Origin of the sequence: Paenibacillus sp. 1781tsa1, from assembly GCF_024159265.1 — a bacterium.
Taxonomy (GTDB): domain Bacteria; phylum Bacillota; class Bacilli; order Paenibacillales; family Paenibacillaceae; genus Paenibacillus.
On record NZ_JAMYWY010000001.1, the window covers coordinates 5,028,414 to 5,041,243 of the forward strand.

Below are 12,830 nucleotides of genomic sequence, written 5' to 3' on the forward strand. Positions count from 1 at the left end.
ACAGTAAAGTTATCCACATAAGAATACGCTTACATAAAGCGTTTCGGCAAGTGACAATTTTCTTTATATTCAGGGAGGTTCAATGATGAGAAAACGATTTATATTTTCGCTTGCAAGTGTGCTCCTACTCTCCACTCTGTTGCTTGCCGGGTGCAACTCTGGGAAAAGTACGGAAGGTTCGGGTAAGGTTACACTTACATTTGGAACTAGCCAATCCGGTATTCCACGTACAGGCATCATGCAGACGATGGCCAAGGAATATGAGCAGGAGACCGGTGTCAAAATTGACTTTCAGGTCGTACCTGACGCACAGTGGCGTGACCTGATCAAGGTGAAGCTGGCCTCTGGCGAAGCACCTGACATTTTCAATGTCGATGTGGACCCACTGAGTATGCCGGCTAACGTAAGACCGGAGGAAAATGCCATTGACCTGACCAATGAAGAATTTACAGGTCGGATGTCCGAAGAGATTTTGCCAACTGTCAGTCACAATGACAAGGTGTACGGGGTTTCTTTTGCGCCAACGAAAATCTGGTATGTGTACTATAACAAACGTATCTTCCAAGAGCTTGGTATAGAGCCTCCTACATCCTATGCCGAATTCAAGGCGATCAGCCAGAAAATTAAGGATAAAGATATTATTCCATTCTATCAAGCACCCGCCAGCGGGTGGTATCAGGTGCTGCCTTTGTTCGAAACAGGGCCTAACTATGAGCAAACGGCAGCGGGAACCTACGAGAAACTAAACAACAATGAGATGAAAATCGCAGATATGACACAACTCAAGACGGTCATTGAACAGTTGAAAGAATTTGCGGATCTCGGCTATTTCGGCAAAGACTTCTTGTCCAATACGGTAGAAGCGGGAATTGAAGCGTTTGGTCAGGAGAAAGCAGCGATGTTGCTGCGGGTTCCAGGGACGGAAAAAGAAGTCTCTGAAGCCTATCCAGCAATGAAAGATAATATGGGGTTCTTCGTGATGCCGTGGGGAGATAATCAGACGATTGGTGTGAATCCGGGCGGTTCAGCTGCGATGTTCGGTAACAAAAACAGTAAACATCCCGAAGAAGTGCTGAAATTCTTCCGCTGGATTACTGAGCATGATCATCTGCAACGTGTGTTTGATGAAGGTGAAGGTAACCTGACCATTTGCTGGCCGGAAATCGAACCAAAGCTGACACAGGATTATATTGATTATGAGAAAAATCATGAAAAAGGTACGGTCATGCAGGCCGCTGTGAAATATATTGATCCACAATGGATGGATATTGGCAAAGACTTGTCGGGCATGTTCGCCGGAGCCATGACACCGGATCAGATTCTGCAAAACATTGATAAACGCCGTGCTGAACAAGCCAAAGTGCTGAAAGATGAGAAGTGGCAGTAATAGCGCATATTGCAGATAAACATAAATGCTGAACAGCGTTACATGCAGCGGGCATTTGCCCGCTCATGTATTTTGGCAGGAAGGAAAGGTGTTACGGATTATGAATGCGAACAAAATCTATCCCTGGTATTTCTCATCTGGAGCGATTGTGTTATATCTGCTGTTTATCGTCGCTCCCGCCCTGCTGGGCATCTATTACTCCTTCACTGACTGGAACAGTTATAGTTCGGAGAAGAACTTTATCGGTCTGGAGCACTTCCGTACCATATTGGCGGGTGATCCAACCTATCTGCTTTTTATCAAAAATACCGTTCTGTTCACCCTCGTTACGTCCATCGCCAAGACCGTTCTGGGCTTGTTTCTGGCTCTACTGTTGGTCAGCGGTGTAAAGGCCGCCAATCTGCACCGGATGATCATTTTCTCCCCGCAGGTACTGTCGTTTCTGATTGTTGGGCTTGTGTTCAAAAGTCTGCTCGACCCCAACAACGGGTTCGTCAACGTAACCCTACGTTCTATGGGACTGGACGTTCTCGCCCAGAATTGGCTGGGCTCCCTGACCTGGGCCATGCCATCCATCATGGCAGTGGATACGTGGAAAGGCATGGGGTACATCATGGTGCTGTTCATCGCCGGACTGCTCGCGATTCCCCGCGATTATTACGAGGCAGCTTCCATTGATGGCGCCGGCTTTGGGCAGAAGCTGTTCCGAATTACCATTCCGATGCTGATGCCTACGATTACCATCGCCACGGTGCTTAATATTACGTATGGGCTGAGAGTATTCGATGCCGTATACGTGCTGACCAATGGTGGCCCCGGTAACGCGACAGATGTTATTAACACGGCGGTCTATTCCTCTTTTGCCAAAGGGTATTGGGGACTGGGAAGTGCGCTATCTACCATTCTGTTTGTCATCATGGCGATCATCTCCTTCTTCATCATTCGTTTGATGAATCGAAAGGTGGAATACTAACATGCGATTGAGAAAAAGACTCGCTTCCATCGGATTAAATGTACTCGCGTGGCTGCTTAGCCTCGTGGTCTTGATTCCTTTTGTCGTCATTGTACTGAATTCATTCAAGTCGGACGCCGAGGCCAAGGTGCTTAAACTGACGTTGCCCGAGAAGTTTATCTTTGAAAATTACAAAATTGTCTATGAACAGGGACATTTGGGCGGTTCTTTTTTCAACAGTCTGCTGCACTCCGGTGCCTCTTCCCTGCTGTTGGTGTTTGTTGTGGCCTTCTCGGCCTTCACGTTATCCCGCAATCATTCGAGGCTCAGCAAGTTCCTATATTTCTTCCTGATTCTTGGTATCACACTTCCGCTCAACTACATTCCGCTGATGGAAGTCATGAAGTCGATGGGCATGATCAATTCACATCTCGGCATGATTCTACTGTATACGGCCATGGGCATTCCAATCTCGCTGTTCATTACGTATGCGTTTGTGTCCAATATCCCGAAGGAGCTGGATGAAGCCGCGATCATGGATGGATGTAACGGAATCAAGCTGTTTCTGAGAATTATTGTACCCCTGCTCATGTCCGTGCTGGTGACGGTATTTGTTCTTAATTTTCTGAGTGTCTGGAACGAGTTCACCGCCCCACTCTATATGCTGAATACGGTCGAGATGTGGCCGATGACGCTTGCTGTATATAACTTCTTCGGACAATTCAGTGCCCAGTGGAATCTGGTCAGCGCCGATATTGTGCTCACGTCATTGCCTGTGTTGATTGTGTTCCTCATTGGGCAAAAGTATATTGTAGGAGGACTAACTTCAGGGGCGGTGAAGGGGTAGGCTCTACCGACAATCCAAATTCACAAACGCAACTTGTATAAGTAAATCTGCTGACTCCTCAGCACAAAAAGCCTTTGTTTGCTCATCGTGTGAATAGCTTCTTCGTACAGAAGAAGTATCGCACGCTGCGACGGACAAGGGCTTACGCTGTGGGATTCAAATCAATCGTGCGCCAACCCGCCAACATCGGATGGAGTCGTTATATCTGGGCTCTGCTCCAGAGATTTGATCATTTTCATACGGGATGTGATTATTGCGATCAGAATAACAAATAGACCAGCAATAATGAACAGGAAGGCAATACCTCTGCCCGGCCCAGTTCCAATCATTTGACCCACTGAGGACGCAAGCACTCCATCCTCCATCAGCAGCGGATTAAACACATGGTCGGCCAGAAATCCAGCCAAACTGTACGCAATAATAAATCCGAGTTGTGACAGAATACCAATGATTCCCCATACCCTGCCCTGCTTTTCGTTGGCGATATTGTTTCGCACCAGCACATCTGCGCTCATGTTGACAAACGGCAGCGATGACAGAAACAGAAAACCTGCGAAGATAATAAAATAAATGTTGGTGGATATCCCCAGAAGCGAGAAGGACAAACCGCACAAAATCAATCCCATTACAAGCACACTTGTATATTTCTTCGTCATGGTAAATATGCCTATGCACAAGCTGCTGATCAGCATACCGATGGCACTGACAGACTGAAACGTACCAAGAGTCTTCGCATCCGTAAAGGACAGGAGCATGGGACCAATGAGTGTCTCCAGGAATCCCAAATAAAAGGTGACCAGCGAAATAATTACCACCAGCAACAGTACTCCCTTGTTGGTTACAACTTCCCTCCAGCCCTCGTGAATATCAGTAATCCATTGTTTGTCTTTATGATCCTCTCGCTCCACCTTCATGCTCTTCCGAATAACCAGCACAGCCAGAATAGCAAGCAGGAATGTCAGAATATTAATGACCAGGATGACTTCAATGGTTGTTATACTAAGCAAAATACCCGCAATGAAGGGTGAAAACAGAAACTTAGAGGATTCAGCCAATTGTACAAGACCGCTTCCTTTGGAGAATTGATCCTTATCCAGCAAGTCCGTAGCAGAGGCCTTATATGCCGGGCTATGCAGCGCGGAAAACACAGAACTAAAGGCTACCCCCACATAGATATGCCATAATTGGATATCACCTGTGAGCATAATGGACAGAATGAAAATCAAACCGGCTGCAGACCCCAGGTCACCAATGATCATCATCGTTCGACGGTCGTATCGGTCGGCCAGCACACCTCCGATGGGTCGAAGCAGGATGTTCGGCAGAAACGTGAACAAGGTAATCAATGCAACACTTGTTGCCGCATTCGTTTTCTCGAAGGCATACACCCCCAGGGAGAAGGCTGTAAGACCAATCCCAATCATGGAGATGAGCTGACCGAACCATACAACCAGAAATTTTCCGAATGATTTTTGAATGGGATGTTCCATGGGTGGTACTCCTTTCTTGGCTAAGCTTTATGCGGAAAATAAAGACGGGTGACGTAGGCAAAGCTTCCTTTCTCTGCTCCCAGAACTCGTTCAATAATATGCGTGAATGCTTCAACCTTTTGTTGGAGTTCGTCCTCCTCCCATTGAAAGATGCCTCGATCCAGCAAAAACTGGGACGATACGAGCAGAAATTCGATGGATTCCTTGGGATTAGGCGTATGAAACACGCCCTCCTGAACGCCCTGCTCCACCACCTCGGCCAAGATAGGACTTAATCGAAGGACCGTCTCCACAAGACTCTTTTGGTGCATCTCCACATTATGGACGCTGTGCAATTGCTCGATGAGATCATGCTTTCTCTCGTCAGGCTGATTCTGCGCCATCATGATACGAAAAATTTTGTCATGGGCGTTCAATTTGGGATCCGACACTATGGACTTGGCTGATGCCTCCCCGCTCAAAATAAAACGCATGACGATGGCGTTCATGACCTCTTCTTTGGACTGAAAATAATAATAAAATGTGCCCTTGGCAATTTTGCACGCCTGAAGGATATCAATGACCGTTGCATTGGTATATCCCTTTGTCACAAACAGGATTTCGGCCGCATTCAAAATCTCGTTTCTGCGTTCTTCCGGTTTTTTTATCACTCTCATATTTTGGCCTCCGATGCGTTCGACCGACTGTCGGTCTATAATAGTCACAAAGTTCTCTTTTTAGAACCCCATTTCATTCAACCATTGCGCAAGATGGCTTTCCCTTGTTTTCAGATCCTGACGTTCCCTTGCATATTTTCCGATATTTTTGTCTGCAACCAGCTTACCGTCCATCATAAACAGCACACGTTCCGATCTGGCAGCAACTTTCACATCATGGGTTACGAGCAGAATGGTTGTACCCGCTCCATTAATATCGCCCAGAATATCCATGATCTCATACGTCGATTTAGAATTCAGCGCCCCCGTTGGTTCATCGCCGAATAAAATATCTGGATTATTAATTAGCGCACGGCAGATCGCAATCCGCTGTAGCTGTCCGCCTGAGGCTTGGGTGATGTTATGCTCAGCCAGCTCATCAACCCCCATTTTTTTCATTAATGACATCGCCCGTGTATTAATCGTTTCTCTGCTGCTATTTTTGGCCAAATACGCGGAAAGTACGATATTGTCTAACAGATTCAGATTCTTGAGCAGATGAATATTTTGAAAAATGAACCCCATTTGGGTCAGATGCAGACTTGCCAGGTCCTTCTCCTGAAATGCCGATATTTTTTTGCCATTAAAATAGACACTTCCAGCACTAATCTGATCCATGCCACTTATGTTGTACAGTAAGGTAGACTTGCCTGAGCCAGATGGTCCCATGATGGAAACAAACTCTCCCTTTTTTAATTGAAGGTTGATATCTTTCAAGATATTATGTTCTTCATTCTCGCCGATCGCTACGGATTTATTCACGTCTTTAGCCTCAAGTATAATTGTCATCGTTGATCCTCCCTATTCCACAATCATGTTGGATATGCTCTTTTCCTTGATCGATTGGATGCTAATCCATGCTGTCAGTACAATCGTTCCCGCAAGTAACAAAGGACACAAAATATATGCCTGTAACGGGTTAACAACAAAAACAATATTGGAAGCACCGAACGTCGACATAATGGCACTAACCAGCAACGGACCCAACATATTGGACAATATCGTTCCGACAGTAACTCCAAAGATCAATATGACAAGTGACATCACGACATACTTCAACTTGATCTTGGATAAGGCAAAACCGAGACTACGTAGTATAGCAATGTCGTTGTTGTCCTTGGCTACTAACATCTGAAGGAACAAAGATGTAATTAAAATGGATACGAAGACACCGATGACCAAGGCCAGCATCGTCACCAATTTCAATTGTTGGATGGTTCCGCCTAACGTCTGATCCAGATAACCTTGAAGATCGGTTACTTTGGCTGGCGAGAAAGCCGTCTCATATTCAGCAATTTTGGTAGCCATGTCTCCACGATTATTCAGATCCAAACTGACCACGTACCACAACACACTATCCTTGTTGTAGGACAACAAAGCCTTCGCTGTTTTCCCACCATTCGTAACGTCCTGGTATATACCGCTGACCGTCATCATCTGGTCTTTGCCATTAACCAACAGGGTAAGCTGTTCACCTGTCTTCAGGCCCAGCTCGCTACTGTTTGCATCAGACAGCGCAATTTCATACTCGGTTGTTGGCGCATTACCGCTAACATAAGACAATGGGAAAATACTGAAATCCCCAGTTTCTACACTCAGATTGTCGTAACTTCCTTCCGCATTTTTAATCTTGAACTGGCTTGTTACCAGTGGGGAATACGATCTAATATCTTTATCATTTTGGATTTGGGCAACCAGACTGGCATAGCGCTTTTCTACATCGTCTGTATGCTTAAGGTCAATGCGAATATCACTTTGTCCAACACCCATATAAGAAATAAAGCTTGGCGCCTGCAAAGTGTTCAGAAAATTGACCGGCACAATCATGATAAATGAACTGACTATAAAGACGAATAATAACAATCGGAACATCTTGATTCGCTGTATGACTTCCTTCAGACCAAGGAAGACAGGTACGGAAGACCAGCGATTACGGGACAAACTGAGCCGTTTTCGAATGATCTGTGTATCTCCCAGGCTCCCGGTACGGAGAGCATCCACCGCGGAGATGGAACGAAAACGCCGCAGTACCGTTCGACAGAACAGAACAACCATTGCAAATATGATTCCAGCGGCTATTAACGGAATTGCGAAATGCAACAGGGTTGCAGGTGCTTTGCCCATATACAACATGATGTTGGAAACAAATAGTCTGTTAACGCCAAGTGATGCAATGTAACCAAGCACGGATGCGAATCCGGCCATAAATACATACTTCATCAGATACAGTCTCTTAATATCCTTCTCTGCGATCCCTATCGCTTTCATGACACTAATCTCACGATAATCCTCTTCGATGGTCGCAAGCATCGTGAATCGGATGCAAAGCATCGCGATTAGAATCAGCACAAGACTGACCAGAATAATAACGGCTGCGATAACTCCGTCGGTCATGGCATTCAGTACCTGGAACAGCCCATAGGTTACGACTGGACCCACGTTTGGAAGTCCGGCATTTTGGTAAGCCTGGGTAAATTCACTCGTCAGTCCGGGATCCGTCAACCGGAATTCAATGAGATACTCCATCTCTCCGATGTTCTGCTTCAGTTCCTGCAAATTCCCTGCACTCACAATAAAACGTTTGGAGTGCACAACCGATGGATTCATCTGAGCATCACGGACAAAATCAACGATGGTGTAAGAACGCTCAAACTGACCATTATCGATCCGAACCTGGTCGCCCACGCTCAATTTATTTTGCTGCATGTAATATACCGGAACCGCTATCTCGCCATCGTTAACCTGAATAATCTCACTGTCCAGATTCAACAAATAATCGAAACCCTGATTCTGTGTAACAAAGTCAATGTCCATAACGCTGTTCTTCTCGGACTCTGCTCCGAGAAACAGATTAGAGCCGTCAATGTTGACCATTTCCACAATCTGATGCTGCTGGACCATGGCATTTTCTTCAGCCCACGTGTTCACTTTGGCCTGATCGAGTTCTCCGGCATGCATTTGCACAAAGTGTGGTGTTTTGGATTCAGAAAATAGATATTGGATGGAACTCGTCAGTTCCATAATCATCCGTGACCCCGAAGATACCAGCAAGGCAGCCAGCAATACAAAAATAAATAACGCAGCCGTAATCCCTTTCTTTCTCGTTACATCGTTTCTCAGCATTCGTAGCAGCATAAACGAGCATGGCTCCTCTCATCTACAAGTTGTTCCTGTTTATCCGGCAAAAAATCATGCTCAGCTCCCTTCATATAATGTTATCCCTAACCAATGCAATTCATTTCACTACGAGATATCTAGCCAGATTATATAATTATATTTTTATTTGTCAATTAAAACATAATTTTCTATTTTTATTGCTAGATTCAGTTAGAGAAGACAGCTATAAAAATATTTAAAGCATGCCAGATTTCACTTAAGAAGAAATATAAAAAATAGAATTTGACATCTGATCATTTTGTAACTATTATAGTTACAACGGTGGTGATCATCCATGAGACAAATCAGCAGTCGCTTTTCCATTGCGGTTCATACGCTGTCCCTGATCGCTGTTATGCCCAATGAATGCACCGGAGATGTGATCGCCCAGAGTGTGAATACCAATCCCGTGATTATTCGGCGGATCATGTCTAAGCTGAAACAGGCTGGTCTGATCGATGTCAGACCTGGTGTGGGCGGTGCTTCCTTGTTGAAAGATCCGGCGGACATTACCCTGCTCGATGTATATCGAGCGCTTGAGGTGGTGGAGGATGGGGAATTGTTTAACTTTCACAAACATCCGAATCCGAAATGTCCGGTCGGCAACATGATTGAACACACCTTGCGTGCCGAACTCATTGAGGCTCAGACAGCCATGGAACAGCGCTTGAATCGTGTAACCATACAGCAGATGATGGATCAGATTCATGTCTCTGAATAAAAAGCTCATTGTGAGCTTTTTTTAATCCTCTTGTTGTAATCACACCTGTTATAACATTTTTGATTACATCTATATGCAAGCAATAACCGTATACGACTTATCCGGGTTGAGTTAAGCAAGTTGTATCCAATCAACAACACATATCATAGGAGGAAAAGAAGATGAAAATTTTGGTTACTGGCGCAACAGGTCAATTGGGTTCACTGGTTGTAGAGGCATTGTTAAAAAACGATTCCGCCAAGGATTTGGCTGTAAGTGTACGTAATCCGGAGAAAGCGGAAGCACTCCGCGCTCAAGGCGTTGAAGTGCGTCAAGGTGATTTCGATCAACCCGAGACGTTGGAGAAAGCTTTTGCCGGTGTAGACCGTCTGTTGCTCATCTCCACTGATGGTGACAATGAAACGCGTATTCGCCAACATCAGGCTGCCGTGGACGCTGCCAAAAAAGCGGGCGTGGGCTTCATCGCTTATACAAGCGTTGTGAATGCAGACCAAAATACCCTTTCCTTGGCGGAAGTTCACCGTGCTACAGAAAAAGCGATTCGTGAATCCGGCATTCCGTATTCCTTCCTGCGCAACAACTGGTACCTGGAAAATGAAGCAGGCAGTATGCAAGCCGCTACGCAAGGCGCACCTTGGGTTCATGCCACAAATAACAGCCAAGTCGGCTGGGCTACCCGCAGTGACTATGCCCATGCCGCGGCATCTGTACTCGCAGGCGAAGGACATGAGAACACCGTGTATGAATTGTCCGGCAAACTGCGCACGCAAGCTGAACTGGCTGCCATTGTGGGTGAAGTGCTTGGACAGGAAATCAACGTGCAAAACGTGGACGATGCCGCTTACTCTGACATCATGAAAGGTGCAGGTCTACCGGACTTTGTCGTATCGATGCTCGTTGATATGCAAAGTGCTATTCGTGAAGGCGCATTGGCGGTAGAGAGTGATACATTAGAGAAATTGCTTGGCCGTCCTGCTCAGCCACTTAGCGAAGGTATTAAAGCGATTGTAGGCAAATAAGTTTTGGATATGAGAAAGGGACGCACCAACGAATGTTGGATGCGTCCCTTTTTGGTGTAGCTAACGATCAATACAACGATATACCCATTGAACGGATGACTGCACACTCAACCGATTCACTGCGACTGCAGCAATGCGATGTGGGTGTTTATCATGGCTTAAGAATATAACGTGCGGGAACATGATCGGCCAGCCAAATATTTTCGTTTCCATGATAAAAGAGAATTCCATCTATGGACGCTTGAGCAGCATTGATTTTCAAGATGACAGGCTTATCATCACGTCTTCGACCCACCTGATTGGCCGTATCCATATCTGCAGACAGATGTACATATTGCCTTTGCCGCGGCTGTAAGCCATGTTCCATAATCGAATTCACAGCACGTGCGGGTGTCCCATGATAAAGGGTTTCCGGTGGCTCAGCAGCGATCTTGGATATCTTATGTGGCGTCGAATGTCCATACAATGCCCGGATGCGGCCAGAATGGATTTCATGTCTCTTTTTCTCCGAGGCTTGAATCATCTGCTCCAGATCGGCTTGCGTGACTTCCTTCCACTGCGGACTTTCATGTAAAGCCACCAGCAATTGCGAGATTTCCACCCAACCCTCTTCGTCCAGCTCCAGCTCATACTCCCATGGTGCATGTCGCAGAGCGTATGAGAGTTCCTTGCTTAATTTCATCAGATCCATTGTGATCATCTCCCACATCTAATAAAACCTTCTATTACTGCGATTGAACCGCAGTTAAAATCTCCTGAATGTTACGTTCCAATCCTTCATCGTCTTCCTGATTGAACTGACGGTGTCCATCAATCCCACGTTGGATAATGGTATTCATCACCGGATGAACCTCACGATCGGAAGCCACCCGGATCAGATCATCGGCAAAATCAACCGCCTGCTGCTCACTGTAATTAAACGGTTTGATCAGCATCCGAATGCTCAAGGCATGGGCCTGTGGCTCCGCCAGCTGATCCCGATGAGTGATGCCATATACCGCGCCAAAACCAAAAGCAGCCATGACCTGACGCTCCAGTTCACTCGTTTGTCCCAAAGGGGTGCCAATCAGCTCACACATTTTGTCCACCATCTGCTCCAGTTCGTTTGCCGCCGCACCCAGAATTACATCATTAGTATCATCAGCGTTAATAAATTCAGTCATATTGGTTTTCTCCATTTCTGCACCGTATTTAATCTATTTCCTCAGACTCTATGAAAACATTGTATCGGAGTTGGGGTATTCCTTTCAAATCACCCCTATGTTGTCGAAGCTTCTCTTACTCGTATATTACCCTATATAAGTGAAGCCGCTTGTGATTCAAAACGATTTTTTGCGAGCCTGAGTGCCTTATCCTTTTCACCATGATTCATATAGTACTGAAACAATATCTCTTCATAACGTTCGGCGAGATACTGGGAACCCAGTTCACGATAATAAGGAAGAATTCGCTCTTCTATCATTTCATAATATGCTTGCTCCTGCCCTTGTAAAATGACAGACTGAAGTTCTAATTCCATATAACTTGCATCTGAAACAAGTTTAGAGTTATGCAAGGCTTTCAGAGACATGTCCAATAGTTTGTTTGCAGGAATGAGATTCCCCAGTCTGTTCGATTCTATGTAATTATTGAGTACCATCAGGTATAACGGTTGTTTCTCCGGAATGATATCAAGCGCTTGTCTGTACCAGTAAGCAGCATCCTCATATTGCTTTCGCCGGTTATATTCATAACCCAGATTGTTCAGCAGCTTTGCTTTTCGATCAGGAAGCCCACAATCATCACTAATCCGAATCAGATTTTCATATCTGCGTTTCGTCTCAGGAAAATCATGATATTCGCGGGAGTTGAGCTGGACCAGCATAATGGTTTCGGTGTCAATGATCCGCACCATATTGAGCGTTTTCCGAAAATGCTGGATAGCTTTCTCAGCGTAATAGTAAGACGTAATATTCGAATATATCGAGTGATATGCCAGAGACAAATGATAAAAGTACTCATGATTCGTATATTTGGACTGATTGATTGAAGTTAACGTCTGGATGGATTTGCGATAATGTCCTGTAAGGAAATAGTAAATCCCCATCACATGGTGATAAAAATAATGTTCATATGAATGCTCCGATTCATCCGGAATTTCGACTTCGGCTATAAGTCTCTCGGCTTCATTGATATTGTTCATAAACAAGTAAAATCGGATCTGCAGCAAGTCATAGGATAAACGCAAATCAGGTATACCTTTTAACGGTTCTTCTTCCAACTTGTCTTTTAGGCGAATAGCTTCAGCTGTTCTCTGCATAATAATGGCCTCTTGCCATGAATCCAGAAGATCGATCATTTGATGATATCTGGCCACTTCCCTTGCCATATCAATATGTAGTCGATCACAGAGCATGTCCATAATCTCCTGTGAATACTCTGTCATTCCCCGTTCAATTTTGCTCAGATGTGTGACCGAACAGATTCCCTTTACCAATTCACCTTGAGTTCGTCTATTCTTCTCCCGATAAAATTTAATAATCTTCCCTTCAATCATCACTACACCTCTTTTTACCCATCATTT

Annotated in this window: 12 protein-coding genes; 5 read left to right on the top strand and 7 right to left on the bottom strand. The window is 45.2% G+C overall.

Annotated elements, in window-relative coordinates; genetic code table 11:
* The first annotated feature begins 82 nt into the window (after positions 1-82).
* From NKT06_RS22695 to NKT06_RS22705, 3 genes are all read left to right on the top strand, one after another.
* Positions 83-1,387, top strand: coding sequence for an ABC transporter substrate-binding protein (locus NKT06_RS22695; protein ID WP_253439493.1), 1,305 nt, complete (start codon positions 83-85; stop codon positions 1,385-1,387).
* A gap of 100 nt (positions 1,388-1,487) precedes the next feature.
* Positions 1,488-2,360 carry a carbohydrate ABC transporter permease gene (locus tag NKT06_RS22700; protein WP_017687164.1) on the top strand — a complete coding sequence of 291 codons (873 nt, stop codon included), beginning with the start codon at positions 1,488-1,490 and terminating at the stop codon, positions 2,358-2,360.
* A gap of 1 nt (position 2,361) precedes the next feature.
* Positions 2,362-3,186 carry a carbohydrate ABC transporter permease gene (locus NKT06_RS22705; protein WP_253439495.1) on the top strand — a complete coding sequence of 275 codons (825 nt, stop codon included), beginning with the start codon at positions 2,362-2,364 and terminating at the stop codon, positions 3,184-3,186.
* A 161-nt stretch (positions 3,187-3,347) separates the two neighbouring features.
* On the opposite strand, the gene NKT06_RS22710 is transcribed toward NKT06_RS22705, so the two are convergent.
* Genes NKT06_RS22710 through NKT06_RS22725 form a run of 4 tightly spaced genes read right to left on the bottom strand, consistent with a single transcriptional unit; the run spans position 3,348 to position 8,506 of the window.
* Entirely contained in the window at positions 3,348-4,676 is a 1,329-nt protein-coding gene (locus NKT06_RS22710; protein WP_253439497.1) for an MFS transporter, read from the bottom strand.
* 20 nt (positions 4,677-4,696) lie between these two features.
* The gene (locus NKT06_RS22715; protein ID WP_253439499.1) at positions 4,697-5,332 is read right to left on the bottom strand and encodes a TetR/AcrR family transcriptional regulator; all 636 of its coding nucleotides are present in this window, start codon (positions 5,330-5,332) and stop codon (positions 4,697-4,699) included.
* A gap of 60 nt (positions 5,333-5,392) precedes the next feature.
* Positions 5,393-6,160 carry an ABC transporter ATP-binding protein gene (locus tag NKT06_RS22720; RefSeq protein WP_253439501.1) on the bottom strand — a complete coding sequence of 256 codons (768 nt, stop codon included), beginning with the start codon at positions 6,158-6,160 and terminating at the stop codon, positions 5,393-5,395.
* 12 nt (positions 6,161-6,172) lie between these two features.
* On the bottom strand, positions 6,173-8,506 hold the full coding sequence (locus NKT06_RS22725; RefSeq protein WP_253439503.1) for an ABC transporter permease: 2,334 nt from the start codon (positions 8,504-8,506) through the stop codon (positions 6,173-6,175).
* 316 nt (positions 8,507-8,822) lie between these two features.
* Here NKT06_RS22725 and NKT06_RS22730 point away from each other — a divergent pair, with 316 nt between their 5' ends.
* A complete protein-coding gene (locus NKT06_RS22730; RefSeq protein WP_036668516.1) occupies positions 8,823-9,248 on the top strand; it encodes an Rrf2 family transcriptional regulator in 426 nt (141 codons plus the stop codon).
* A gap of 161 nt (positions 9,249-9,409) precedes the next feature.
* Positions 9,410-10,267 (top strand): SDR family oxidoreductase, encoded by an 858-nt coding sequence (locus NKT06_RS22735; protein WP_253439505.1) that lies wholly within the window; start codon positions 9,410-9,412, stop codon positions 10,265-10,267.
* Between the two features lie 151 nt (positions 10,268-10,418).
* Here the strand turns inward: NKT06_RS22735 and NKT06_RS22740 are convergent, their stop codons facing one another.
* From NKT06_RS22740 to NKT06_RS22750, 3 genes are all read right to left on the bottom strand, one after another.
* Entirely contained in the window at positions 10,419-10,958 is a 540-nt protein-coding gene (locus NKT06_RS22740) for an RNA 2'-phosphotransferase (protein WP_253439507.1), read from the bottom strand.
* A 34-nt stretch (positions 10,959-10,992) separates the two neighbouring features.
* Positions 10,993-11,430, bottom strand: a complete 438-nt coding sequence (imm48, locus tag NKT06_RS22745) for an Imm48 family immunity protein (RefSeq protein WP_253439509.1) — start codon at positions 11,428-11,430, stop codon at positions 10,993-10,995.
* 131 nt (positions 11,431-11,561) lie between these two features.
* On the bottom strand, positions 11,562-12,803 hold the full coding sequence (locus tag NKT06_RS22750) for a transcriptional regulator (RefSeq protein ID WP_253439511.1): 1,242 nt from the start codon (positions 12,801-12,803) through the stop codon (positions 11,562-11,564).
* Between the last annotated feature and the right edge of the window lie 27 nt (positions 12,804-12,830).